Source organism: Caballeronia sp. GAWG1-1 (assembly GCF_023631465.1).
GTDB lineage: Bacteria > Pseudomonadota > Gammaproteobacteria > Burkholderiales > Burkholderiaceae > Caballeronia.
Genome location: NZ_JALQDB010000007.1, coordinates 42,954 through 69,206 on the forward strand (window position 1 = coordinate 42,954; position 26,253 = coordinate 69,206).

At 63.5% G+C, this 26,253-nt stretch carries 20 protein-coding genes and 1 tRNA gene; 9 read left to right on the plus strand and 12 right to left on the minus strand.

What is annotated here, in order from left to right; translation table 11 throughout:
- Window positions 1-1,174 precede the first annotated feature (1,174 nt).
- The 3 genes from NCT03_RS03975 to pepN form a co-directional block, all read right to left on the minus strand.
- Window positions 1,175-1,250, minus strand: a tRNA-Thr gene (locus NCT03_RS03975).
- 53 nt (window positions 1,251-1,303) lie between these two features.
- Entirely contained in the window at window positions 1,304-2,320 is a 1,017-nt protein-coding gene (locus NCT03_RS03980) for a class 1 fructose-bisphosphatase (protein WP_244827384.1), read from the minus strand.
- 162 nt (window positions 2,321-2,482) lie between these two features.
- Window positions 2,483-5,206 carry an aminopeptidase N gene (gene pepN / locus NCT03_RS03985; protein WP_250492009.1) on the minus strand — a complete coding sequence of 908 codons (2,724 nt, stop codon included), beginning with the start codon at window positions 5,204-5,206 and terminating at the stop codon, window positions 2,483-2,485.
- A 195-nt stretch (window positions 5,207-5,401) separates the two neighbouring features.
- On the opposite strand from pepN, the gene NCT03_RS03990 reads away from it, so the two are divergent.
- The 8 genes from NCT03_RS03990 (at window position 5,402) to NCT03_RS04025 (ending at window position 13,624) form a co-directional block, all read left to right on the plus strand.
- Complete coding sequence (locus NCT03_RS03990; protein ID WP_502800345.1) at window positions 5,402-6,187, plus strand: DUF4136 domain-containing protein; 786 nt, start codon at window positions 5,402-5,404, stop codon at window positions 6,185-6,187.
- A gap of 204 nt (window positions 6,188-6,391) precedes the next feature.
- On the plus strand, window positions 6,392-7,108 hold the full coding sequence (locus tag NCT03_RS03995; protein ID WP_244827987.1) for a CDP-alcohol phosphatidyltransferase family protein: 717 nt from the start codon (window positions 6,392-6,394) through the stop codon (window positions 7,106-7,108).
- Window positions 7,105-7,920 carry a HalD/BesD family halogenase gene (locus NCT03_RS04000; protein ID WP_250492010.1) on the plus strand — a complete coding sequence of 272 codons (816 nt, stop codon included), beginning with the start codon at window positions 7,105-7,107 and terminating at the stop codon, window positions 7,918-7,920. The genes NCT03_RS03995 and NCT03_RS04000 overlap by 4 nt, the downstream gene beginning before the upstream one ends.
- On the plus strand, window positions 7,917-8,933 hold the full coding sequence (locus tag NCT03_RS04005; RefSeq protein WP_250492011.1) for a flippase-like domain-containing protein: 1,017 nt from the start codon (window positions 7,917-7,919) through the stop codon (window positions 8,931-8,933). Before NCT03_RS04000 ends, NCT03_RS04005 begins: the two co-directional genes overlap by 4 nt.
- A gap of 24 nt (window positions 8,934-8,957) precedes the next feature.
- On the plus strand, window positions 8,958-9,731 hold the full coding sequence (locus NCT03_RS04010) for a phosphocholine cytidylyltransferase family protein (RefSeq protein WP_250492012.1): 774 nt from the start codon (window positions 8,958-8,960) through the stop codon (window positions 9,729-9,731).
- A complete protein-coding gene (aepX, locus tag NCT03_RS04015; RefSeq protein WP_250492013.1) occupies window positions 9,728-11,416 on the plus strand; it encodes a phosphoenolpyruvate mutase in 1,689 nt (562 codons plus the stop codon). The genes NCT03_RS04010 and aepX overlap by 4 nt, the downstream gene beginning before the upstream one ends.
- Window positions 11,409-12,566: a phosphonopyruvate decarboxylase gene (aepY, locus tag NCT03_RS04020; protein WP_250492014.1), complete on the plus strand. Its 1,158-nt coding sequence runs from the start codon at window positions 11,409-11,411 to the stop codon at window positions 12,564-12,566. Before aepX ends, aepY begins: the two co-directional genes overlap by 8 nt.
- Complete coding sequence (locus NCT03_RS04025; protein ID WP_250492015.1) at window positions 12,566-13,624, plus strand: 2-aminoethylphosphonate aminotransferase; 1,059 nt, start codon at window positions 12,566-12,568, stop codon at window positions 13,622-13,624. The genes aepY and NCT03_RS04025 overlap by 1 nt, the downstream gene beginning before the upstream one ends.
- Here the strand turns inward: NCT03_RS04025 and NCT03_RS04030 are convergent.
- The 9 genes from NCT03_RS04030 to NCT03_RS04070 all read right to left on the minus strand — a co-directional run bounded on the left by NCT03_RS04030 (window position 13,621) and on the right by NCT03_RS04070 (window position 25,320).
- Window positions 13,621-14,070 (minus strand): hypothetical protein, encoded by a 450-nt coding sequence (locus NCT03_RS04030; RefSeq protein WP_244827392.1) that lies wholly within the window; start codon window positions 14,068-14,070, stop codon window positions 13,621-13,623. The two genes, NCT03_RS04025 and NCT03_RS04030, sit on opposite strands and share 4 nt — an antisense overlap.
- A gap of 164 nt (window positions 14,071-14,234) precedes the next feature.
- Window positions 14,235-15,563, minus strand: coding sequence for a guanine deaminase (gene guaD / locus NCT03_RS04035; protein WP_244827393.1), 1,329 nt, complete (start codon window positions 15,561-15,563; stop codon window positions 14,235-14,237).
- Window positions 15,564-15,590: 27 nt separating this feature from the next.
- Window positions 15,591-16,961, minus strand: a complete 1,371-nt coding sequence (locus tag NCT03_RS04040; protein ID WP_244827394.1) for an NCS2 family permease — start codon at window positions 16,959-16,961, stop codon at window positions 15,591-15,593.
- 3 nt (window positions 16,962-16,964) lie between these two features.
- On the minus strand, window positions 16,965-17,987 hold the full coding sequence (locus NCT03_RS04045; RefSeq protein ID WP_244827395.1) for an adenosine deaminase: 1,023 nt from the start codon (window positions 17,985-17,987) through the stop codon (window positions 16,965-16,967).
- A gap of 42 nt (window positions 17,988-18,029) precedes the next feature.
- Complete coding sequence (gene xdhC / locus NCT03_RS04050) at window positions 18,030-19,046, minus strand: xanthine dehydrogenase accessory protein XdhC (RefSeq protein ID WP_244827396.1); 1,017 nt, start codon at window positions 19,044-19,046, stop codon at window positions 18,030-18,032.
- Window positions 19,047-19,082: 36 nt separating this feature from the next.
- Entirely contained in the window at window positions 19,083-21,446 is a 2,364-nt protein-coding gene (xdhB, locus tag NCT03_RS04055; RefSeq protein ID WP_250492016.1) for a xanthine dehydrogenase molybdopterin binding subunit, read from the minus strand.
- A gap of 73 nt (window positions 21,447-21,519) precedes the next feature.
- Window positions 21,520-23,040, minus strand: coding sequence for a xanthine dehydrogenase small subunit (xdhA, locus tag NCT03_RS04060; protein ID WP_250492017.1), 1,521 nt, complete (start codon window positions 23,038-23,040; stop codon window positions 21,520-21,522).
- A gap of 270 nt (window positions 23,041-23,310) precedes the next feature.
- Window positions 23,311-23,829: a disulfide bond formation protein B gene (locus tag NCT03_RS04065; protein WP_244827988.1), complete on the minus strand. Its 519-nt coding sequence runs from the start codon at window positions 23,827-23,829 to the stop codon at window positions 23,311-23,313.
- Window positions 23,830-23,940: 111 nt separating this feature from the next.
- Window positions 23,941-25,320 (minus strand): amidase, encoded by a 1,380-nt coding sequence (locus NCT03_RS04070; RefSeq protein WP_250492018.1) that lies wholly within the window; start codon window positions 25,318-25,320, stop codon window positions 23,941-23,943.
- A gap of 482 nt (window positions 25,321-25,802) precedes the next feature.
- On the opposite strand from NCT03_RS04070, the gene NCT03_RS04075 reads away from it, so the two are divergent.
- Complete coding sequence (locus tag NCT03_RS04075) at window positions 25,803-26,174, plus strand: hypothetical protein (RefSeq protein WP_250492019.1); 372 nt, start codon at window positions 25,803-25,805, stop codon at window positions 26,172-26,174.
- Window positions 26,175-26,253: the final 79 nt, after the last annotated feature.

Genomic DNA, 26,253 nt, shown 5'->3' on the forward strand with positions numbered 1-26,253 from the left:
GTCTGTGCGTCCGCTTATAGTCTGTCCACCTGTTGTCTCGATCAGGTAAGGGTAGCCCACGGCTAGGGCAGGAGCGGCATTGGCTCTCACTTGTTCGTCGTAACCACTGGCCGATGCTTGGGTCGCGGATCGCGCGACCGCGGGAGTTCCGAGACTCGACAGGGCAGTGATTCGAGATGCCTCACTGTTATCGATAATTTCGAAGTTTCGACCATACGGAACATGGATTCGCGGTTTCGCGGAGCAGTTGCAATTAACAAGGTCGCCACCTACGGCTTGGTCTCGACCCATGCAATCGGTGCGGCCTCCCGGTCGAATGCGAACCCCGTAAGTTACTTCACCGATGCTTTGACAGACGGAACAAAATGCCTCGTCTCCTATCACGATCATGCGTCGAGGCCCGGCCCCCTTGCCGTCGTCGATCGTGGCCCAAAAGTGCTTTGCGATGGTATAGCTCCCATCGCCGGTTGTAAGCGGGTCACCTTCGACCGCTGCATAATAAACAGCCATTACCAAATCCTTCCTGTTTGCAAATTTTGCATCAGAGTTCCGATTGAAGGACCACCGGAGCGGGTTCAAATGCCAAAGCGCTTGCCTAAAGAGCGAAGGAAAGGAAAGCGCCGAACATCGGCGGAAGGAACTTACTGGCCAGAAATTTTAGGATGAACTAGGGATTTTACGTAGGACAAAACAACTGTCAGACGGCAGTCAAATGTCAAAGCTTAGGGTTATTAACAGATAGCGCCTGGCGGTGAGGCGCATCGCCTATCGGTAACATGCTCGAGCGCTTTCATGGTTGCCAGTTGATAGGCGTAAGCCGCCCTACGAATTTATGTCTCGGCGGTCGAACGCTCCGAACGTCGGCCGACGGAACAAAGCGAGGCTGTACTGATGTCCTTGCCACTCGCTGCTGGCTCGCGCGCTCTGCCTGCGCGGCTGGCTGGCGCAAGGTGGCATCGGCGAACTGGCTTGCGACCGCGGTACTGTACGCGGCACAAATGTCAAATGGCTAAGCCTTTCGGAGCCGTGATGCGTACGAATACTTCATACAGTGAAAAGCAGTGACGCAGCCGCGTCTGCGAAGGTTCATGCAGGTTGCTTGCACAACGCCTGAACGGAGCGTCACAACGCAAAAAGCCCAGTCAACTTGACTGGGCTTTTTGCTTGATACGTTTGGTGCCGGAAAGAGGAATCGAACCCCCGACCTTCGCATTACGAATGCGCTGCTCTACCGTCTGAGCTATTCCGGCATCAGAGAAACGAGATTATAGAGACTCCTTTCCCAATTTGGCAAGACCCTGAATCAAACTTTCTTTTCCGAGTGATAACGCGTCACGCGATCGACCTCGCTCTTCGAGCCGAGAAACACCGGCACGCGCTGGTGCAGGCTCGTTGGAACGATATCCAGAATGCGTTGCTCGCCATCCGTCGCGGCGCCGCCAGCCTGCTCTACGATCAGCGCCATCGGGTTCGCTTCGTACATCAGACGCAGCTTGCCCGGGCGGTCCGGCGTGCGCTTGTCGGCGGGATACATGAAGATGCCGCCGCGATTCAAGATGCGATGCACATCCGCCACCATCGACGCGATCCAGCGCATGTTGAAGTCGTCCTTGCGCGGGCCGTCCTTGCCGTCGTTCAACTCGCCGATATACCTCTGCACCGGCTCATACCAGTGACGGCTGTTGGACGCGTTGATCGCATACTCGCGCGTTTCGGTCGGAATGCGCATGTCGCTCTGCGTCAGCACCCACGAGCCCAGCTCGCGGTCCAGCGTGAAGCAGTTCACGCCGTTGCCGGTCGTGAGCACGAGCACGGTTTGCGGGCCGTACACCGCATAGCCCGCGGCGACCTGCGCCGAACCCGGCTGCATGAACGCTTCCTCGCTCGGCTCCGCGCCGTCCGGACAGCGCAGCACCGAAAAAATGGTGCCGATCGACACGTTCACGTCGATGTTCGACGATCCATCGAGCGGATCGAAGGTCAGCAGATAGTTGCCTTTCGGATAACGATTCGGGATCGGGAAGATCTTTTCCATCTCTTCCGATGCCATCGCGGCCAGGTTGCCGCCCCATTCGTTGGCTTCGAGCAGAATTTCGTTGGACAGCACGTCGAGCTTCTTCTGCACTTCGCCCTGCACGTTTTCGCTGCCGGCCGTACCGAGCGCGTCGCCGAGTGCGCCCTTGCTCACCTGATAACCGATTTGCTTGCATGCACGCGCGACGACTTCGATCAGAAGACGCAAGTCGGCCGGCAGATTCTGGTGTTCGCGCTGCTGCTCGATCAGATATTTCGTGAGCGTAGTGCGGCTGGAGATGGACATGCTGGGCTCCGTGAGCGTTTGACGAATCCCATGATTCTAACCGCTTGCCCCATGCGCTCCGTATGACAGAGGCCGCTGATGCCCGACATAAGCAAGAACGGCCACCGCGCTAAACAACACGTGGTGGCCGCTAAACAGTAAAAAAGTGTGATGAATCAGTGATTAAGCGGCGAGCGCCTTTTCGACGACTTCGCGCACATCGCGCGATTTCGCTTTCGACGCTACTTCGGTCAACGCCGCATGCATCTTCTCGCGCAACTGTGGCGTGAAGCGGCGCCACAATTCGAGGCCGCGCGCGAGGCGGGCGGCGACTTGCGGATTGAGCGCATCGAGCGCGATGACCTGTTCGGCCCAGAACGCGTAGCCGGAACCGTCGGGCGCGTGGAATTGCGCCGGGTTGCCGCTGCAGAAACTGAAAATCAGCGAGCGCGCGCGATTCGGGTTCTTCAGCGTGAACGCCTGATGCTGCATCAACTGGCGCACGATCTCGATGATCTTGCGGTCCGGCCCGCCACGCTGCGTCGCCTGCAGCGCGAACCACTTGTCGATGACGAGCGCCTCGTGCTCGAAGCGGCGATAAAAGTCGTCGAGCGCGGTGTCGGCGACGGTGGGATCCGCGCCCGCTGTCGCGCTTGCCAGGAGCAGCGCGGAAAGCGCCGCCGAACGATCCGTCATGTTGTCGGCCGAATCGTACTGAGCCTCGGCGAGCCTGATGGCTTCGCTCGGGTCGTCGAGCTGGCTCAGGTAGGCAAGGGCGAGGTTCTTCAGGCCGCGCTTGCCCGCATCTTCCGGCGTCGGACGATATTCGCCCGGCGTGCGGTTCGCCTCGTAAGCGGCGAGCCACTTGTCGCGCAGTCCTGCCGCGAGCTGGCGGCTCATGAACACGCGCGCCGCGTGCACGGCGGCGGGGTCGGAGACGGACATCTGCTCGGCGAGATAGCTTTCCGATGGCAGCATCATCGCGAGTTCGCGGAAAGCGGGCGTGAGCGTGGTGTCGTCGAGCACGCGCGCAAATGCCGCGATAATGTCGCTATCGAGCGTGAGCGTTTCGCCCTTGGCCGCGCGCGCGGCGAGCGCCAGCAGTTCGCGCGTGGCGAGCCGCTGACCGGCTTCCCAGCGATTGAAGGGATCGCTGTCGTGGGCCAGCAGAAACGCCAGTTGTTCGTTCGTGTAGTCAAATTCGACGATCACCGGTGCCGAGAAATTGCGCAGCAGCGAAGGCAGCGGTGCTTCGCTCACATCGACGAAAGTGAGCGACTGTTCGCGCTCGGTGAATTCGAGCACGCGCGTCGTGCCGTTCGGCTCTTTTTCGCCTTCGAGACGAAGCGGCAAATCCGCGCCATTCGCGCCGATCAGACCGACCGCGAACGGAATCAGGAGCGGACCTTGTTGCGTGGCGCGCGCGGCTTCGTTGCCCTCGGCGTAGCCTTGCGCGAGCGTCAGCGTGTAGCGCTTGGCGGCGGCGTCGTAGGAAGCGCGCACCGACACGCGCGGCGTGCCCGCCTGGCTGTACCAGCGCTCGTATTGCGCGAGGTCGCGGTTATTAGCGTCGGCCATGGCGTGACGGAAGTCGTCGCAAGTCACGGCCTGACCATCGTGGCGCTGGAAGTACAGGTCCATGCCTTTGCGAAAACCCTCGCGGCCAAAGAGTGTCTGATACATCCGCACGACTTCCGAGCCTTTCTCGTAGACGGTCATCGTGTAGAAATTATTGATCTCGACGTAGCTTTCCGGGCGCACCGGATGCGCCATCGGGCCGGCGTCCTCGGCGAACTGCATCTGACGCAAGACGCGCACATCCTCGATCCGCTTGGTCGCGCGCGCGGCCGCGCTCGCCGCGCCATCCACGTCGCCTGCGGCCATATCGGCGGAAAATTCCTGGTCGCGGAAGACAGTGAGGCCTTCTTTCAGGCTCAACTGGAACCAGTCGCGGCAAGTCACGCGGTTGCCGGTCCAGTTATGGAAGTACTCGTGTCCGACGACCGCTTCGATGTTCGAGAAGTCGATATCGGTCGCGGTTTCCGGATTGGCCAGCACGTACTTCGTGTTGAAGATATTGAGGCCCTTGTTCTCCATTGCGCCCATGTTGAAGTCGCTGACCGCGACGATCATGAAGCGGTCCAGATCCAGTTCCAGCCCGAAGCGCTTCTCGTCCCAGCGAATGGAGTGGATGAGCGAATCCATGGCGTGGCGCGTCTTGTCGAGATCGTGCGGCTCGACCCAGACCTGCAGCAGCTTCTCTCGCGAACCGGACTGAATGCGCTCTTCTATCCTCACCAGCTTGCCGGCGACCAGCGCGAAGAGATAGCTCGGCTTCTTGAACGGGTCTTCCCAGACGGCGAAGTGGCGGCCGTCGGGCAGGTCGCCTTCATCGATCAGATTGCCGTTCGAGAGCAGCACCGGATACGCGGTCTTGTCGGCGCGCAGGGTCACGGTGTAGGTTGCCATCACGTCCGGACGGTCGAGGAAATAGGTGATGCGCCGGAAACCTTCCGCCTCGCACTGCGTAAAGAAGTTGCCGCTCGACACATAAAGCCCGGACAGCGTGGTGTTCGCGGCAGGATTGCAGACGCTTTCAATGACGAGTTCGAACGCGTCGCCCGGAATATTGCCGATGGACAGACCGTTATCGCTTACACGGACGTCCGTATGCGGCTTGCCGTCGATCGTCGCGCTAACGAATTCGAGTTGCTCGCCGATCAGTTCGAGCCGCGCGGTGTTGTCCGCCGCGTCCGGGTTGCGATGCAGACGCATGCTGTTTCTGACAACGGTCCGCGAGGGCACGAGATCGAACTCGAGCGCGACGGAATCGATCAGGAACGCGGGTGGCGTGTAGTCCTGGCGGCGGATCACGGTGGATGCGGTCGTTTCGGTCGTGGTGGACATGGCAAGATCTTGAGTGAGTTGAGCGGCGCGGTCGCGCTCGTGAGCCGGGTGGTTTCGGGCACAAAAGCGGGCGCGGCATGTCGAACCATTGTACTGAACGCCCGCCGATCGTGAAGCCGGACGGTCAGCGAGGCGTCTGCGGTCACAGCAAGAGCGGCTCAAACCGGAACGACATTGAACGAAGCGAGGAAGACCATGATTTCCCGGATCGAAGGCAGCGGCCCGTGGCGCATGCTGGCCCGCGCGGCGCTCGCGCTTGGCGTGCTCTGGCTTGCCGGCTGCACGACCTACGTGCAGACGCAGGTCACCGCGTTCTCGGATTGGAGCGGCGGCAGCGACGCCACCCGTACCTACGCCTTCGCGCGCAACAACGATCAGCAGAACAGCATCGAGCAGACGACTTACGAGACGCTCGTCGCCACCGAGCTTTCGAAGTATTCGTTCCGTCAGGCGCCGGAAGCGAGCGCGAACTACAGGGTGGCGCTCAATTATTCGGTACGCGGCGATTTGATGACGGTGCGCCAGCCCGTCTATTACGATCCGTGGCCGATGTACGGTCCGTGGGGCCGCCCGGGCTTCGGACCATGGGGCGGCGGCTGGGGCGGCTATGGCTACGGCGGTGGCCCGTGGGGCCCGACGGGCTACGTCGATCAAAGCTTCCCGGTTTATATCCACGCGCTGCAGATTCGCATGAACGAGCGTGCTTCCGGGCGTGAAGTCTATAAGGTGACGGCGGTCAATTCCACGGAAGATCCGTCGCTCTATCACGCAATGCCGTATCTCACGCGCAGCGCGCTGGCCGACTTCCCGCTCGGCAACGGCACGGTTCGCACGGTCACCATTCCTGTCGACAAGAACGGCGGCATGTCGAGCGAAACCACGGCATCCATCGGCAACGAGCGCAGCGTACCCATACCACCGCCCAATGCGCCACCGCCTCCGCCGCCGCGCAACGCGCCGCCGCCCGCGACCATTCAGTGATCCGCAAGCGCCCCGAATCGAAACGGGGCGCCTGTTCCGTCAAAACGAATCGGAAATATTTTCTTCGGGGCGAATCGCGACAATCGTTTGCGGCGAGCGGGCATGGATCAAAACACGCGTCCGGCCCCGCTAAACAAGGTTCCGACGCCGTCGGAATGAGTCGCAATATATGCAGCTTGCGCGAAATAGCGATATATTCGCGTGATGACAAAATCGTGTCCGCCCAGCCCGAAAGCCGTTCCCGAACCATCGACATGGGACGCGCGCATTGCCCGCCGTCTCGTCACGCCACTCGTCGGAACGCCGGTAACGCCCAATCACCTTACGACACTACGGCTCGCCATCGGTCTTGGCGGCGCGTACTATTTGTCGCTCGGTTCGTTCTGGCTTTGCACGCTCGGCGCGTTGCTGATCGCACTGTCGAATCTGGTCGATCACACCGACGGCGAGCTCGCGCGTATCAGCGGTCAGTCGAGCAGGATCGGCCACCTGTACGACCTCGCGTGCGATGCGCTCGTCACCGTGCTGCTGTTCGCGGGCATCGGCTTTTACGTGAGCGTGCATCATCCGGCGTGGCCCGTTTCGGCGCAGTGGCTCGGCGGCATCGCGGGCATTGCCGTTGCGTTGATCTTTTTCCTGCGCATGCGGATCGAGTCGACGGTCGGCAAGGCCGCCACGAAGCAGGCGTCGATGGCGGGCTTCGAAACCGAGGACGTGCTTTACCTGCTGCCGGTGATTACCATCCTGAACGGCATGACGCCGTTTCTGATCGCCGCGGCCATCGGCGCGCCGCTTTTCGCGATCTACGTGGCGGTGGATTATCAACGCGTGATGCGTCGCGAGCGTCGCGCGAAGAGCTCGAGCGCGAGCCAGGCGCAAACGCGTAGCGAGAACGGCAAGGACTTCCAGGCGGTGAGATGAGCGATACGGCAACCCCACTTCACGACAAGCTCAACGAAACGAGCAACGGGACCAGCAAGGCCACGCCGAGCGCGCGCGACATCGACACGACGTTGTCCGCGCGCATCTCGGCGCTGCCGACGCCGCAATTGCGCCAGGACTACGACAAGCAGGGCGCGTTTCTCTATCTCGAAGACTTTCTGCCGCGCGATTACACCGAACGCCTGATCGCCGCCGTGCACGATGTCCTGCCCGCCGTGAATCGCAATTACTTGCCGGGGCACAAGGCGGGCGGCAGCGTGAGCCGTCATACGCTCGACAAGCTTGCGCCGTTCATCGCGGACCTGTACCGCTCGGAAGCGCTCATCGCGTGGCTTGAAACGCTGACGGGCGACAACCTGCAACTCTCGCCCGAAGACGACGCGCACGCCTACGCGCTGTATTTCTATACGCGGCCAGGCGATCACATCGGCTGGCACTACGACACTTCGTATTACAACGGCCGCCGTTACACGCTGTTGCTCGGTGTCATCGACGACTCCTCCTGCCGTCTCGACTACGAACTGCACACGCGCACGCCCGGGATTCCCGATCAGCCGGGCTCGGTGCAGTATCCGCCGGGCGCGCTCGTCTTCTTCGACGGCGACAAGCTGCGTCATCGCATCACGCCGCTCGGCGAAAATGAAATGCGCGTCTCGCTTACGTTCGAATACGTGACCGACCCGAACATGAAGCCGTTTCAGCGCTTCATCTCGAACATGAAAGATTCGATCGCGTACTTCGGTTTCAAGCAGGTCTTTCGCCGCAAGGGCGGCAAGAACGGCGCCGCATGAGTCGCGCTGGCACTTTCCTGCTGTCGGCCGGCGTGGTTCTGTTCGTCGCGCTGCTCGGCTGGCAAGGCTTCGGCTCCGTGGCCTCGACGCTCGCCGCGGCGGGCTGGGGACTCGTCGCCGTCGCGGCGTTCCATTTCGTGCCGCTTTTCATCGATGCAATCGCTATCAGCAGTCTCTTCTCGAACAAGGAACGCGACGTCTCCTTGCGCGATGCCTTGCTTGCGCGCTGGACGGGTGAATCGGTCAATAGCCTGATGCCCGCCGGGCAGATCGGCGGACCGATGCTCATGGTCCGCTATCTCACGCAGCGCGGCATGCGCGCCCGCGACGCCGCCGCGGTCATTACCGTCAGCACGACCATGCAAACGGTCGCGCAATTGCTTTTCGCGCTGGTCGGCGTCGTGCTCCTCACCGGTTACGCGACGGGCGGCTCCGCTTCCACCGTACGGATCGCGGTGCTCGCGGTCATCGGCGTGATCGGCGCGATGATTCTCGGCTTCTATCTGGCGCAGCGGCGCGGTCTTTTCGGTCGCGCCATGCGCTTCGCCTCCGGCATCGCGGCGCGCTTCTCGAAGAAGCACGACTGGTCTTCGCTCGTCACACGCGCCGAAGCGGTCGATACCGCCGTCCACGAGATGTATCGCGAACGCGGCAAGGTGGCGGCGAGCTTCGGCCTGAGCCTCGTCGGCTGGGTGGTCGGCACGGGCGAAGTGTGGCTCGCGCTGAGTCTGCTCGGGCACCCGGTCGGCTGGACCGAAGCGCTGCTGCTCGAAAGTCTCGGCCAGGCCATTCGCGGCGCGGCGTTCGCCATTCCCGGTTCGCTCGGCGTGCAGGAAGGCGGCTATCTGCTGCTCGCACGTCTCGTCGGCCTGCCGCCCGAAGCGGCGCTCGCGCTGTCGCTTGTGAAACGTGCGCGCGAGTTGCTGCTTGGCGTGCCGGGCATCGTCTATCTGCATTTCGTTGAAAAAGGCTGGCAGCGCCGCCGTCTCGCGCGTGTGCCGGAAATCGACTGAACCACCCTCGAAGGGAATCACACCATGCGCGCAATTATCCTTGCGGCCGGGATGGGCTTGCGCCTCGTGCAGCCCGAAGGCCAGCAAAAGCCGAAGTGTCTCTTGCGTTTCGGCGACGCGTCGCTCCTTGAGCGCCATCTGCACTTGCTGAAGGCAGCCGGTGTCGATGAAGTCGTCTTCGTGACGGGCTTCAAGCACGAACAGATCGAAGCGGAACTGGCGGGCATCGACTGGAAGCCCAAGACGGAAACGGTGATCAACGCCGACTTCTCGCTTGGCAGCGTGCTCTCCGTGCATACCGCGCGCGACGCCATGACACGCGGCGGCGATGTCCTCCTGATGGACGCCGACGTGCTCTACGACGAACGCATTCTCGCGCCGCTGGTGGCGGGCGGCTCGGTGAACCGTCTTTTGATCGACCGCGACTTCGAAGCCGGCGACGAGCCGGTGAAGCTGTGCGTGGCGCACGGCGTGCCGGTCGAACTGCGCAAGCAAGTGGCGGCGGGCTTGGATTACGACACGATCGGCGAATCGGTGGGATTCTTTCGCTTCGATCAGAAGACGGCGCAGCGCCTGGCCGAAATCGTCGCGGATTATGTGGAAACCGGCCGTGCGAACTTGCCGCATGAAGAAGCGGTGCGCGACCTGTTGCTGGAAAAGCGCCACGCGTTCGATATCGCCGATGTCACCGGCGCACCGTGGATCGAAATCGACTTTCAAAACGACGTGACGCGCGCGGCTCTCGACGTGCTGCCGCAATTGAACGCCCTCAGTCAGTTTGCCGGAGCCCTGAAATGAACGCACCCTCGCAACTTCCCGTCGGTTTTTCGCGCACGCTGCGCCTGCGCGAGATGCTGCAAAGCAATCGCCTCGAATTCCTGATGGAGGCGCACAACGGCATTTCCGCGCGCATCGCCAAGGAAGCGGGCTTCAAGGCGATCTGGGGCTCGGGCCTGTCGATCTCCGCGCAGTTCGGCGTGCGCGACAACAACGAAGCAAGCTGGACGCAGGTCGTCGACAACCTCGAATTCATGGCCGACGCCAGCGACTTGCCCATTCTCCTCGACGGCGACACCGGCTACGGCAACTTCAACAACGTGCGCCGGCTCGTCAAGAAGCTGGAGCAGCGTGGCATCGCGGGCGTGTGTATCGAAGACAAGCAGTTTCCGAAGACCAACAGCTTCATCAACGGCGAAGCGCAGCCGCTCGCCGATATCGACGAATTCTGCGGCAAGATCAAAGCCGGCAAGGACTCGCAGAGCGACCCGAACTTCTCCATCGTCGCGCGCGTGGAAGCGCTGATCGCGGGCTGGGGCATGGAAGAAGCGTTGAAGCGCGCCGAGGCGTATCGCCAGGCGGGCGCGGACGCCATCCTGATTCACAGCAAGCTCTCGAAGCCCGACGAAATCCTGACCTTCGCGCGCGAATGGGCCGGGCGCGGGCCGCTCGTCATCGTGCCGACGAAGTACTACAGCACGCCGACCGATGTGTTCCGTCAGGCGGGCATCAGCACGGTGATCTGGGCGAACCATCTGATTCGCGGCGCGGTCTCGGCCATGCAGGCCATCGCGAAGGAAATCCACGATAGCGAGACGCTTATCAACGTGGAAGACCGCATTGCGTCGGTCAACGAAATTTTCCGTCTGCAGGATGCCGACGAATACTCGGCCGCCGAGAACATCTATCTGAGTTCGGCCAACGCGCAACGCAGCGCCGTGGTGCTGGCGGCAAGCCGTGGCGCGGGCCTCGAAGCGCTGACCGCCGAGCGTCCGAAAGTCATGCTGCCGGTCGCGGGCAAGCCGCTCTTGCGCCATCTGGCCGAAGCGTTCAAAAAGGAAGGCATCAACGACATCACGGTGGTCGGCGGTTATCGCGCCGATGCGATCGATGCGTCCGGTATCCGTCTCGTCGTCAACGCGGAGCACGAGACGACGGGCGAGCTGGCATCGCTCGCGTGTGCCGTGAAGCATATGAGCGGCGACACCGTGCTTTCGTACGGCGATCTTTTGTTCCGCAGCTATATCCTGCGCGATCTGGTGGAATCGGATAGCGACTTCTGCGTGGTGGTGGATTCGTCGCAGGCGCCGCAAGCGGGCGCGAGCGGCACCGACTTCGCGTATTGCTCGCACGCCGACGACCGCTCGCTCTTCGGCCAGAAAGTCTGGCTGCAAAGCGTGGTCGGCGCGGGCCAGAATCTGACCGATGGCCGCGCACCGCAAGGCCGCTGGATCGGCCTCATCAACGTGCGCGCCAACGCGCGAGAAGCATTGCAAACCACGCTCAAGCAATTGCAGCAACGCGCCGGCTTCGACAAGCTCGACATGGCCGCGCTGCTCAATGCACTGGTCGCGGCGGGCAAGAAGGTCGAAGTGCAATACGTGCATGGCCACTGGCGCGGCGTGAACGACCTCGACGACTTCCGTCGCGCCGGCGATTTCGCGCACGGTCAAATGCCGGTCGGCACGGAGAACGAGCGTGATTGAAGCTGCCGGGTTCGTCGAAGCGGCGCGCGCGCGTGGCTTCGACTGGTACGCGGGCGTGCCTTGCTCGTATCTCACGCCGTTCATCAACTACGTGCTGCAGGACGACTCGCTGCATTACGTCTCGGCGGCGAATGAAGGCGACGCCGTCGCGCTGATCGCGGGCGTCGCGCTCGGCGGCGCGGGCAAACGTCGCGGCATCGCCATGATGCAGAACTCCGGCTTGGGCAATGCGGTGAGTCCCCTGACGTCGCTCACGTGGACGTTTCGCCTGCCGCAGTTGCTGATCGTGACGTGGCGCGGCCAGCCAGGCGTCGCCGATGAGCCGCAACACGCGCTCATGGGTCCCGTGACGCCGCAGATGCTCGAAACGATGGAGATTCCGTGGGAATTGTTTCCGACGAAAAGCGAAGCTATCGGTCCGGCGCTCGACCGCGCGACGGCGTATATGGACAAGACGGGCCGCCCGTATGCGCTCGTCATGCAAAAGGGCAGCGTCGCGCCTTTCGAGCTCAAGAAAACCGGCTTGTCGGGCGTCAAGTCGAACGCCACGCCTGCCGCCGTGCAGCGCTTCGATGGCGAGCGCGTGACGCGTCATGCGGCGCTCGAACGCGTGATCGCGAACACGCCTGCCGGCGAAACGGTCGTGCTGGCGTCGACGGGATTTTGCGGCCGCGAACTCTATGCAATCGATGACCGCGCGAACCAGCTCTATCTCGTCGGCTCGATGGGCTGCGTCACGCCGATGGCGCTCGGCCTCGCGCTGTCGCGCCCGGACCTGACCGTGGTCGCGCTCGACGGCGACGGCGCCGCGCTCATGCGCATGGGCGTGTTCGCCACGCTCGGCGCTTACGGGCCGCCGAACCTCGTGCACTTGCTGCTCGACAACGGCGCACACGAATCCACCGGCGGTCAGGCGACGGTTTCGCGCGGTGTCGATTTCGCGTCGATCGCTTCCGCGTGCGGCTACGCGCTCGCGCTCGATGGCGACGACATCGGCGTGATCGACCGCCTGCTGCAAGCGCGCGACGCGAAGGGCGCGCGCTTTGCCCGACTGTCGATTCGCGCCGGCACGCCGGGCGACTTGCCGCGTCCGAAGATCACGCCCGAAGACGTGCGCGCGCGTCTGCAACGACACATTGGAGACCGCTGATGCTGCTGCTCAATCCTGGTCCCGTCACGTTGTCCGAACGCGTGCGCAAGAGCCTTTTACAGACCGACTTGTGCCATCGCGAGCCGGAGTTCTTCGACCTTCAGGACGAAGCGCGCAAGCGTCTCGTCGCCGCTTACGAACTCGATCCCGCGAAGTGGAGCGCCGTGTTGATGACCGGTTCGGGCACGGCGGCCGTCGAGAGCATGATTGCGGGCATCGTGCCGGAAGGCGGGCGGCTTCTGATCGTCGAGAACGGCGTGTATGGCGAGCGCATCGCGCAGATCGCGAAGCAGTACCGCATCGACCATGAAGTCGTGAAATACGAGTGGATGCAGGCGCCGGATACCGATGCGATCATCGCGCGTCTCGATGGCTTCTCGCATGTCGCGATCATCCATCACGAGACCACGACGGGGCGCCTGAACCCGCTCGACACGCTGTCACGCGCGTGCGCCGAACGCGGCATCGGGCTGCTCGTCGATGCCGTCAGCAGCTTCGGCGCCGAGGCGATCGACTTCGACGGCGCCGGCATCGTCGCGGTGGCGGCGACAGCCAACAAATGCCTGCACGGCGTGCCGGGCGCGGCGTTCGTCATCGCGCGGCGCGATGCCTTGCAGAACGCCGCGAGCCGCACGTACTACCTTGGCATCGCGCGTCTGGCCAAACTGCAGGACGAGCGCAATACGCCGTTCACGCCATCGGTGCATGCGTATTACGCCCTCGTCGAAGCACTCCGCGAGTTCGAGGAAGAAGGCGGCTGGCGCGCGCGGCATCGGCGTTACGCGACGCTCGCCGAGCAGGTGCGCGCGGGTCTGGCTGCGCTCGGCATCGAGAGCGCGTTGCCGGCGCAGGAGTCGTCGGTGGTATTGCGGGCGTATCGCCTGCCTGCTGGCGTGAATTACGAGAAGCTGCACGACGCGTTGAAGGCGAAAGGTTTCGTCATCTACGCAGGGCAGGGCGGCTTGTCGAAGGAACTGTTCCGTATCTCGACGATGGGCGCGCTGGATTCCAACGACATGCAGCGCCTGCTTTCGTCGGTCGCGGAATTGCTGCGCTAGGAACGCTTGCAAAAAATCGCCGTGATGAAGGGCGCGACGTGGTGTACGACCGCGTCGCTGCCCGCATCGCGCACCTTCTTCAGCACTTCGTCGTCGCCGCCCCAGACGACTGCACCGTAGGATGAATCGCCGATCGGGTCGCCCTTGCCTTCCTTGAAGATCGGATCGTTCTTCTGATATCCCACCACCGCGTAAATCTTGAATCCGTAAGCCGTGAGATTCACGCCCTTGACCGGCCGGAACGCGTTGATCGAATTCGGCTCGACGCGCATGGGCTTGGTTTCGATGAGATTGGTTTCCAGGAGCGGCGCGATGAAATCATGCGCGTTGGAATGGCAGTCGAGCGGGCCTTCGATTCCAAAAGCCTGACAGAGCGCCGGCAACGCGAGCAATGAAACGAGAGCGGTCTTGACGGCGATGCGGGAAGTGCGCGCGGTGTGCTTCATGGAGGCCATTGCGAACGAATGGTTGAACGCGGAGGCTCCACTTTATCCGCTATGCACACGCCATGCTCGAATGGCGGCCATCGTTCTAAAAAGAAACGGGCTACTGGCTGCCGGTTAGCAATCAGTAACCCGAACTTCGCGGAACTACGCAGCGTAATGTTCGACTACGCCGCCAGTTCCAGCGCCGCCGTCTGCCGACGCTCGCGCGAATGCACGCGCTTGCCGGCCGCATACGTCTCGTACACCGCACGATCGTCGCCGAGAAGCGCGAACGCGAACAGCAGTTCCTCAAGCGTATTCACGCGCTGCGTGCGGCGTGCGAGCAGCGGCGTCGCAGCCGGGTCGAGTACGACGAAATCCGCTTCGCTGCCGGGCGCGAGCGTGCCGATCTTGTCGTCGAGTTCGAGCACTTGCGCCGCGCCCGTCGTCGCGAGCCAGAACATGCGCGTCGCCGTCAGATGATGCCCCGTCAGACGCGCGACCTTGTGCGCTTCGTTCATGGTCTGCAGCATGGAGAACGAGGTGCCGCCGCCGACGTCCGTTGCGAGCGCAACCGGCATGTTCGAGGCGCCGGCCTTGTCGAAGTCGAAGAGGCCGCTGCCGAGAAACAGGTTCGACGTGGGACAGTGTGACGCCACCGCGCCCGTTTCGGCCATGCGCTGACGGTCGGCATCGTCGAGATAGATGCAGTGGCCGTACACCGCGCGGCGTCGCAACAGACCGTAGTGATCGTAGATGTCGAGATAGCTGCGGTGTCCCGGAAACAGGCTCTCGACCCACTTGATCTCGTCGGTGTTCTCCGCCACGTGACTCTGGATGAACACGTCCCGATGCTTCTGCGCGAGCACGCCGCAGGCTTCGAGCTGCGCTTCCGTCGAGGTCGGCGCGAAGCGCGGCGTGAGCGCATATTGCTGACGCCCGCGGCCATGCCAGCGCCCGATCAGTTCGTCGCTGTCGTCGTAGCCCGACTGCGCGGTGTCGCGCAGGAACTCGGGACAATTGCGGTCCATCAGCACCTTGCCCGCGACCATGCGCAGGTTGCGCGCTTCGCTTTCGGTGAAGAAGGCATCGGCGGATTGCTTGTGGACCGTGCAATAGACGAGCGCGGTGGTCGTGCCGCTGGCCAGCAGTTCGTCGATGAAGAAGCTCGCCGTTTCGCGCGCGACCGCCGGATTCTCGAAGCCGCGTTCCGTCGGAAACGTGTACGTGTTGAGCCACGGCAAGAGGCCCGGCGCGGGCGACGCGATCATGTCCGTCTGCGGATAGTGGATGTGCGAGTCGATGAAGCCCGGCACGATCAGCTTGTCGCGCAGAGTATGCACGGTGGCGTCCGCGGCGAGCTTGTCGCGCACCGACGCATACGAACCCGCCGCGACCACCTTGCCATCTTCGACGATCAAGAGGCCATCGGCCTCATGGACCGCGCCGTCGGCGGCATGCGCGGGATCTTCCCGGAAGGTGAGCAGCTGGGCGCGGTAGGCGGTTTGAGTCATGATGCAACGTCTCCAATCTCGTGGTTTTCAAAGCTGTGAAAGCAGCACTAACGAAAAGCCCGCGATGATCCACATCGCCGGCTTGATTTCCTTCGCGCGTCCTGTCGCCGACTTGAGCACGACGAACGCGAGAAAGCCATACGCGACACCGTCCGTGATCGAATACGTGAGCGGAATGAGGATCATCGCGAGGAACGCGGGAATGGCTTCGTCGAAGCGCTGCCATTCGATCTTGGTGATGGCTTCCATCATGAACACGCCGACGAGCACCAGCGCGGGCGCGGTGGCGATGGCGGGCACGAGCGACAGAAGCGGCGAGAGAAACAGGAACGGCAGGAAGCACAGGCCCGCGACGACGGCGACGAGTCCCGTGCGCCCGCCCGCCGAAATGCCCGCCGCCGACTCGATATACGCGTTCGCCGGACTCGTGCCGAGCGGCGCGGAAACGAGCGCGGAGAAGGCGTCGACCATCATCGACTGGCGGATGTTGCGCGGGTTGCCGTCCTTGTCGTAGAGCTTGCCGGCTTCGGAGATCGCCATGAAAGTGGAGAGCGCGTCGAAGAAGGAGGTGAACAGCATCACGAAGATGAACGGCCAGTAGGCCACCTTCAGCGCGCCGATCAAATCGAGCTGGCCGAGTGCGGAAAAGTCCGGCGCGGACACGAACCCGTTCCAGTTGACGAGCGTTTTCGTGGCGATGGCGGCGGGCCAGTAAGCGGTGCCGTCGCCCCAATAGCGGCCGATGGGAATCGCGATGATCGTCGTGAACACGATGCCGAGCATGAGCGCGCCGGTGGTCTTGCGCGCCACCAATATGGTCGTCACGGCAAGCCCGATCAGGAACGTGATGACCACCGGATTGAGCGATGCCGAATGCACGATGGTCACCGGATCGCCCACGACGAACTTCGCGTTCACGAGCCCGATGAGGCTGATGAACAAGCCGATGCCGCACGAAACCGCGTGCCGCAGATTGTCGGGAATGGCATCGACCACGAGCTTGCGCGCGTTGAAGATCGCGAGCACCGCGAAGATCACGCCGGCCCAGAACACGCAGCCGAGCGCGGTCTGCCACGGCATCTTGCCGCCGTGAACCATGACGAACGCAAAGAGCGCGTTCATGCCCATGCCCGGCGCGACGAGCACCGGATTGCGCGCGTAAAGGCCCATCGCGCAACTGCCGAGAAAACTGACGATGACGGTGGCCGTGAGCGCCGCCGGAAACGGCACGCCCGCCTGCGAAAGAATGCCCGGGTTGACGACGATGATGTACATCGCCGTGAGAAACGTCGTGATGCCCGCGACGACTTCGGTCTTGACGAGCGAGCCCGCCGCGCGCACGCCGAAGAAGCGTTCGAGCGCGGTGGCGTCGCGTTGAGTTGTTGCCGTGCTTTCCATTTCTTACTGCTTCCAGTGCGTGTCCAGGCGCGCGATCATCGCGGCGCGTTCTTCATCGGTGACGAACGAGGCTTCGAGGCTGTTGCGCAAGAGCGTGTAGACCTCGTGATCCGAGAGCTTCAGGGCATCGACGATGGCGAAATAGTTCGCGTTGACGTAGCCGCCGAAGTAGGCGGGATCGTCCGAATTCACCATGACCGCGACGCCCTGATCGAGCAGGTCCTTGAGCGTGTGCTTCGCCATGTCGTCGAACACGCAGAGCTTGATGTTCGAGAGCGGGCAGACCGTGAGCGCAATGCGCGAGTCGGCGAGACGCGCGACGAGCGCCGCGTCTTCGATGCTGCGCACGCCGTGATCGACGCGATCCACCTTGAGCAGATCCAGCGCTTCGTAGACATACGACGGCGGGCCTTCCTCGCCCGCGTGCGCGACGAGCTTGAGGCCGCGTTCGCGCGCCCTCGCGAACACGCGCTCGAACTTCGACGGCGGATGGCCGCGCTCCGACGAATCCAGCCCGACACCGATCAGCCGATGCGCGTACTGGTCGAACAGCGGCAACGCGGCATCGAAGGTGGCGAGCGCGTCTTCCTCGGAAAGATGGCGCAGGAAGCACAGGATGATCTTCGACGTGAGACCACGCTTTTCGCCTTCGGCGAGCGCGCGCTCGATACCGGCCACCGCCGTGTCGATGGAAACGCCGCGTTCGGTGTGCGTTTGCGGATCGAAGAAGATTTCCGTATGCGTGACGTGGTCCGCGAGCGCGCGCTCGACGTAGGCCATCGTCATGTCGTAGAAGTCTTCCTCGTGCAGCAGCACGCTCGCGCCGGCGTAGTAGATGTCGAGGAACGACTGCAGATCGGTGAAGGCGTAGGCCGCGCGCAAGGCGTCGATGGAATCGTAGGCGAGCGTCACGCCGTTGCGTTTCGCCAGCGCGAAAATCAGCTCGGGTTCGAGCGATCCTTCGATATGGATATGCAGCTCCGCCTTGGGCGCGCGCGCAATCTTGTCGGCGAGTGTGGGATTCATGGGCTTGTCTTTGTTGGGGCTGGGACTTCCGCCTGCGGCTAGTCAGGCGGTCTGCTGCGACGACGCAGAAGTGCTGGCGTTGGCTTCGACCGCTTGCAGCAGTTGGGCTGCCGCTGCAACGGCGATCACTTCGGGCGCTTTGTCGACGATGCCGTCGATACCGATCGGACACACCATCCGGCCGATACGCGCGGGGTCGATCCCGCGCGCCGCGAGCCGGTGCTCGAACTGCTTGCGCTTGGTATGCGAGCCGATCATGCCGAAGAACGCGAAATCGCCACGCGCGAGAATTCGTGCGGCGAGTTCGAGATCCACCGTATGGTTGTGCGTCATCACGATGAAGTACGTACCGGGCCGCGCCTGGTCGATGGCTTCGTCCGGCGCGTCGTTCGGCTCGATGCTCACGTTATCCGGCACGAACTGCGCGGCGGGGAAGGCCGCGTCGCGTTCGTCGACCCAGGTGACGTGACACGGCAAGGTCGCGAGCACGCGCACGAGCGCGGCCCCGACATGGCCCGCGCCGAACAGCACGACCTGGAAGTCGCGCGGCGCGATGGTCTCGGTGAGCAGCGCGCCGCTTTCGTCGAAGCCCGCGCCGTCCCACAGGAGACAGTCGGTGTCTTCGGCGCCCGGTTCGGGGTCGGAGAGCATGACGGCATCGGGCATCGGCGCGAACGAAACGCTACGCACGGTCGAAAGACCTTGCGCCGTGCGCTTCGCGAGCGACGTCACCCAGTTGAGATCGCCGACATCGAGCCGCTCGAACGACAGAACGACCGCACCGCCGCAGCACTGGCCGAGGCTCGGACCGAGCGCGAAACGCTCGAGCCGCCGCATGTGCGGACGGCGCTGGCCGTCCTTCAGCACTTGCCGGGCGGTTTCGATCGCCTTCCATTCGAGATGGCCGCCGCCGATGGTATAGCGGGCTTCCTCGCGCGTGACGATCATTTTCGTGCCCGGCTCGCGCGGCGCGGAGCCTTCGACACGCGCGACCGTCACGAGCACGACGGCATCGCCGTGCGCGAGCAGGTGTTGCAGGTCGGTCAGCCAAACTTGCATCGAGGGGCTCCAGAGTCTTTTGCGTTGTCGCAGGCGTTAGTTTACCGGGGCGGCGGCCGCGCTTTGTGTTACGGATGCATCGAGCGCGTCGAGGATCGCTTCGGGCGTCGCGGGCGCGCGCAACGGCGGTGCGTGAGCGGCATCGGCCGTATTGGCGGCGATGGCCGCGCGGATTGCCAGCAGCACCGAAAACGCCAGCAGCAAGGGCGGTTCGCCGACCGCTTTCGACCGGAAAATCGTCGGCTCGGCGTTGTCGTTGCGATAAAGCGTGGTGTTGAACACGGGCGGCGTGTCGCTGATCGCCGGGATCTTGTAAGTGGAAGGCGCGTGCGTCATCAGGCGTCCGTCGCGGTTCCACCAGAGCTCCTCGGTCGTGAGCCATCCCATGCCCTGAATGAAGCCGCCTTCCACCTGACCGACGTCGATAGCCGGATTGATCGAGCGCCCGGCGTCGTGCAGCAGATCGGCGCGCAGAAGCTTCCATTCGCCGGTGAGCGTATCGATGACGACTTCGGACACCGCCGCGCCATACGCGAAGTAATAGAACGGATGGCCTTGCAACGTCCGCGCGTCCCAATGGACTTTGGGCGTGGCATAGAAGCCGTCCGACCACAACTGCACCCGCGCGAGATACGCGGCCGACACGAGTTGCTCGAACGGCATCTGCCCGCCGTTGACCTGCACCACGCCGCCATGAAAGCGCACGTCCGCGGCCGCGCCGCCGAGCTGCTTCACCACGAGTTCCGCCAGACGCGCGCGGATGGTGAGCGCCGCCGCTTCCGCCGCCTTGCCGTTCAGATCGCTTCCCGTCGATGCCGCCGTCGCCGATGTATTCGCTATCTTCGATGTATCCGTCGCTGTCACGCGCACGCGCTGCAAGCCGATGCCGAGCACGCTCGCCACCACCTGCGCAACCTTGGTGTTGAGCCCCTGGCCCATTTCCGTGCCGCCGTGATTCACGAGCACGGAGCCGTCCTTGTAGACGTGCACGAGCGCGCCCGCCTGGTTCAGAAACGGCACGTTGAACGAGATGCCGAACTTGACCGGCGTGAACGCGATACCGCGCTTGAGCACCGCGCTTTTCGCGTTGAACGCGGCGATTTGCGCGCGGCGCGATTCGTATTCGCTCGTTGCGATGAGTTCGTCCGTGAGCGGCGCAATCACGTTATTCGCGACCGGCTGACCATACGGCGTGACATTGCGCTCGTCGATGCCGTAGTAATTCGCGCGTCGCACGTCGAGCGGATCGCGCTTCAACGCATATGCGACTTCGTCGAGCATGACTTCCATGACGAGCGCGCCTTGCGGGCCGCCGAAGCCGCGAAACGCCGTGTTCGACTGCGTGTTGGTCTTGCAGCAAAACGCACGGATATCGACATCGCCGAGAAAGTAGGCGTTGTCGAAATGACAGACGGCGCGCGTCGCGACTGCGCCCGACAAGTCCGCCGAATAACCCGCCCGCAGCGCGATTTCCACGCGCGCGCCGGTGATGCGGCCGTCGTCGTCGAAGCCGCATTCGTATTCGTAGACCGCGTCGTGGCGCTTGCCGGTGATCATGAAGTCGTCGTCGCGATCGGCGCGCAACTTCACCGGACGCTTGAGCAGATGCGCCGCCAGCGAGGCGACGCACGCGAAGACGGCCGACTGCGATTCCTTGCCGCCGAAGCCGCCGCCCATGCGCCGGCATTCGCACAACACGGCGTTGGTCGGCCAGGCGAGCATGTGCGCGACGACTTGCTGCATCTCGCTCGGATGCTGCGTCGAACTATGCACGAGCATGCCGTGCTGTTCTTTTGGGATGGCGTAAGCGACTTGTCCTTCGAGATAGAACTGTTCCTGTCCGCCGACTTCGAATTCGCCTGACAGCCGATGTTTGGCCGCGGCGATTCGTCCGTCCGGATCGCCTCGCCGCAGATGCAGCGGCGGCAGCACGAACTCCTTGCGCGCTTTCGCTTCGCGCGGCGTGAGCACGGCTTCGAGCGGCTCGTAGCGCACGACGTCTTCGCTTTTCGCGAGCGCGGCGGCGCGGCGCGCGAGATCGTGCGTCTCGGCAATGACGGCGAAGACCGGCTGGCCGAGATACTGCACTTCGTCGACCGCGAGGATCGGGTCGTCGTGCAGAACGGGGCCGCAATTGTTCTCGCCGGGAATGTCGGCGGCGGTGAGTACGGCGACGACGCCGGGCGCGGCGCGCACCGCGTCGAGATCGAGCGAGACGATGCGCGCGTGCGCATGACGCGACAAGCCGAGCGCCGCGTGCAGCGTGCCGCGCAATTCGGCGATGTCGTCGGTATAAATGGCTTCGCCGCTCACATGCAGCGCCGCGGACTCGTGCGGCAGCGAGGCGCCGGCGGCGTCGAGCGCGGCATCGAGCTGGATAGGTTCGCTGGCCTTGTTCATCGCGGGTCCTTTTGGACGCTGGCGCGCAGTGGCGTGATCGCGGCGATCGGGATCGGGATCGGGAAGGGCCGCGTCATGACGCCTCGATCCCGTGTGCGCCGAACGCAAACGCGTTGAGTTCCGCGAGCGCGAGCGGCGCGGCGCGGCGCGTTTCCAGATAGAAGCGCCACAGCACGTTGCGCGCCACCTTCGCCCGATACGCGCTCGACGCGCGCATGTCGCTGAGCGGCTGAAAGTCGGCATCGAGCGCGGCCATCGCGGCGCGGGCGCTGGCTTCGGACCATTCGTGGCCGGTCAGCGCGGCTTCGGCGGCGGCCGCGCGCCTGGGCGTCGCGGCCATCCCGCCGAACGCGATGCGCGCGCTTGCAACGCGGTTGTCGTCGGCCAAACGAATGGCGAACGCCGCGCACACGGCGGAGATGTCCTGGTCGTAACGCTTGCTGACCTTGTACGTGCGAAACCGCAAGTCGGCCGATGCCCGCGGCACGCGAATCGCCGCGACGAATTCGCCCGCTTCGAGCGCGGTTTTTTGATAGCCGAGGTAGAAGGTATCGAGCGGCATCGTGCGCGTACGCTCGCCTTTTTGCAGCACGATTTCGGTATTCAGCGCGATGAGCGCGGGCATGGAATCGCCGATCGGCGAGCCGTTCGCGACGTTGCCGCCGAGCGTGCCCGCATTGCGGATAGGCCGCGAGGCGAAGCGCGTCCACAGTTCCGCGAGTTCGGGGTAATCGGCGGTCAGCGCGGCGTAAGCCTCTTCGAGCGATACGGCCGCGCCGATGGTCAGCGTCTCGGCGTCACGCTCGATGTGCTTCAGTTCATCGACGTTGCCGATAAACAGCACGTCGCCGAGATCGCGAAATTGCTTCGTGACCCACAAGCCGACATCCGTGCTGCCCGCAAGCAGACGTGCATTCGGATTCGCTGCACGCAGGCGCGCGAATTCAGCGCGCGTGACGGGCGCGGTGAACGCGGGCGTGCCAAAAGCCGCGCCGCGTGCGTCCGGCGCGCGATATTCGAACGTCGCCGAACGGCGCAGCGAAGCCAGCGCGTCTTTGAGCGCGGCACGATCGAAGGCGGGACGCGGATAGTCGAACATGCGTTCGGCGGCATCCACGATCGGCCGATACCCCGTGCAGCGGCACAGATTGCCCGAGAGCGCGGCGTTGATCTCATCGCGCGAAGGCGGCCCGGCTTCGGGCGGATGCGCGTGATACAGCGCCCACAGCGACATGGCGAAGCCCGGCGTGCAGAAGCCGCACTGCGAGCCGTGGCAATCGACGAGCGCCTGCTGCACGGGATGCAGCGCGCCGTCTTCGGCGCGCAGGTTTTCGACGGTGAAGAGCGCGCGCGAATCGAGCGTCGGCAGGAATTGAATGCAGGCGTTGACCGCCTTGAGCGCGAGTTCGCCGCTGGCGTCCAGCTCGCCCACGACGACCGTGCAGGCGCCGCAATCGCCCTCGGCACAGCCTTCCTTGGTGCCGGTGCAAAGGTCTTCCTCGCGCAGATGCTGAAGCACCGTGCGCGTGGCGGGCGCGTCGCCGATTTCACGAACGGCGCCGTGGTGAAGGAAGCGGATGGTTTGCGTTGTCATGAGCGACTCGGGGACATTGCGGACCGGGCGCGCGTTACGCGGTTTCCGCCTGCTTCATGGGTTGCCGTCGAATTCGACGCTGGCTGCCTTTGAACAAACGGACTGCGCGCACGTAGATCGCCATCCAGTCACGACCTTAACATCCCAATATCTCAAAAAGATTGTCGGGACCGTATCCAGATTATGCGGATGTGCTGATGCGAGGAAGAGGCAAGACGCGCGGGCCGTGTAAAAGCCCGCGCCGGGGAAGGGGGATGAAACGTGGCGGAATCAGCGCGCGGCGGCGCGCAGCTTGCGTTTCAGACGCAGACTGCCGCCGACGAGCAGGAAAATCACCCCGAAGGCGATCAGCGACCATTGCGGCAGCGAGATCCCGAGAATGGGCGGATAAGGCGTCTCGCACAGGCCCGCGACCTTGAACACTTGCGGCAGCCAGCGTGCGGGCGGCAGGTTGTCGACGATAGGCTGAAGCGCGTCGAAACCGCAACTGAAGCCGGGATGCGACTGCACGTAGACATGGCGCAGCGCCGTCGCGACGCCGCCGAGCGCGGAGATCACCACCAGCAATTCGAGCAGCGCGACGCCGCGCCAGCCGCGCATTCCCGCGCCGAGAAAGGCGAACACGGCAATCAGCACGAAGAAGTAGCGCTGAATGATGCAAAGCGGGCAAGGGTCTTCGCCCTGGAAGAACTGCAGATACAACGCTCCGCCAACGAGCGCGAGACTCACGAACCCGAGCAACACGAGCAAGCGCTTCTCGCGGCCGAGGGAGCGGTCGTCCTGATGCATCGTAAAGTGATTTAGATGGTTGTTCATTTGTTTCGCAACGATTCGAGAAAGAAGCACCTGAGTTGCGGGAGATCGCGGAGGAATTCTAGCGCGAACGTCCGGCGCGAAACATTAGCGCGTCGTATCGAGCACCGCTTCGACTGCCCGGCCGATGGAGAGCAGCGTGTCGTCCGCGTGCGGCGCGCCCGCGAGCATGAGCCCCACGGGCGCCTCGCCACGCCGATGACAGGGCAGCGACAGCCCGCAGGCATCCAAAAAATTGAAGGTCGTGGGATTGCGCAGGATGAGCGCGTTCGTGCGCGTGAAGAGACCGTCGTCCTGTTCCAGCTCGGCGATACGCGGCGGCAGAACCGGCACCGTCGGGCAAAGAATTGCGTCGAAACGCTGCCACAGTGTCGTGCGCGCTTCGTCGATCATCGCGGCGCGCGCTTCGCACAGGTCGATGTAATCCGCCGCGCTCGCCGACTCGGCGCGCAACAGACGTTCGAGCACGCGCGGATCGTACTCGGCGGCGTGATCGGCGAGCAGCTTGCGATGCCACGCATATGCTTCGATGGCGACGAGACTGAAGCGGCTGATGTCCGGCAGACGATCTAGCGGCCCGAAGCGCACGTCTTCCACGAGCGCGCCCGCCGCCGACAGATGATTGATGGCCGTATCGACGGCGCTGGCGACGGCGGGATCGAGGCCGTCCGTCACGTAATTGGTGAGCACACCGAGGCGCACGCCTTCGAGCGGACGCGTGGCGGGCACATCGGGTTCGCGGCCAGCGAGAATGCGATCGACGAGCGCGCAACACGCGACCGAGACGCCTATCGGCCCGAACGAATCGAGCGATTTGGACAGCGGCACGCCGCCTTGCCTCGGAATGCGGCTGGCGGTGGGTTTGAAGCCGGTGAGGCCGCACATCGTGGCGGGGATGCGGATGGAGCCGCCGGTGTCGGTGCCGAGCGCGATGGCCGCCATGCCATCCGCCACCGATGCCGCCGCGCCTGACGACGAGCCGCCCGCGATGCGTTCGTCGCCCGGCACGTTTGCGCGATACGGCGAGTGCGGCGTGCCGAAGTGCGGATTCAGGCCAAGCCCGGAGAACGCGAACTCGCTCATGTTGGTGCGCCCGACGATCACGCCGCCTGCGCGGCGCAGGCGCGCGACGCTCACGGCATCGGCTTGGGCGGGTGCGGTGCTGGCGAGCGCGCGGGAGCCGGCGCGCGTGACTTGCCCTTCGATATCGAAGAGATCTTTCACGGAAACGGGGATGCCCGCGAGCGGCGAAAGCACGGTGCCGGCGCGGCGCAGCGCGTCGAGGGCATCGGCGGCGGCGCGGGCGTGGGCGGCATCGACATGCGTGAAAACGATGGAACCTTGACCGGCCGGATTGGCGATACGTTCGAGCGCGGATTCGACGAGTGCGCGACTGGTGGTGCGACCGCTTTTCAGATCGGCGGCGAGTTGGGCTAGCGGGGCAAACTGCGGCGAAGTGGTTGGCATGGCGTCAGGCAGTGGCATTGCCGAATGCGAAACGCGCGTGACGTGCGATGCGCGCTTGAGGCACTCGGGCGGCGCGACGATGGGCTTCTTGTGCGGAGGTCCATCGGCGAGTGAATGGATGGGCGGTGGGGGCCCGGGGTCGGTGTCATTCTAAGCCAGGGTGGGGGGAAATACTTGGGGGATGGTTTGTTGAGGCGCGGGCAGGGGGTTTGACGGTAGGTGGTCGATAGATGGATGTGGGCGTGGAAGTTGGAGTTTTTTTGCTGACGGGGTTTGAAATTCGAGGTGTCTCTGTTTTGCCTTTTTGTGAGAGAGGCTTTGCGACCCTAAGCCGCCATTCAAATTCCCTAAAAAGCTGCCGTTGAAGGGGTGTAAATTACTTTCACAGCCGTTACGTCCGCAGGACTTCTTACGTATGTCATTGACTAGAAACTATGCGACACGCTTCTGGAGTTGGATTTGTCGGGATCTCGCTAGCGTACATGGTTGCCATTGATGCCTACTGCACTACAAACGGAATCAACTTCTGGCCCGAACTGGCACTCTGGTGGATGCCTCAGGTGCTCGCGCTAGGCACCGCGTTACTGTTTAGACCGCCCATCGAGTTACTTGGCGGCGTCGCGCTCGCGTACGGTACATTCACGGCGATCGCGCATGTCTGGAGCACATTTACGCTGGGCTGGGCGGGTTACTTGGTATGTATGTTTGGCGCGTGCACGGGCATTGTGATTGCCGCATTTCGAAATCTGCCACGCATTACGCCACACCCAGCGATCGCTGCTCGCGACGGTTTCTGTTTTGCCGGGCTAGGCATTGCTCTGAACGTCTTGGTTTTGCATGTTCTGTTCCATTAGCCGGGACTGTCAGATTTTTTGTGTTTGAGGCAGTTAAGGCAACCCGCTTTTCAGCGGGTAGCGGTTTGAGGATCTTTCA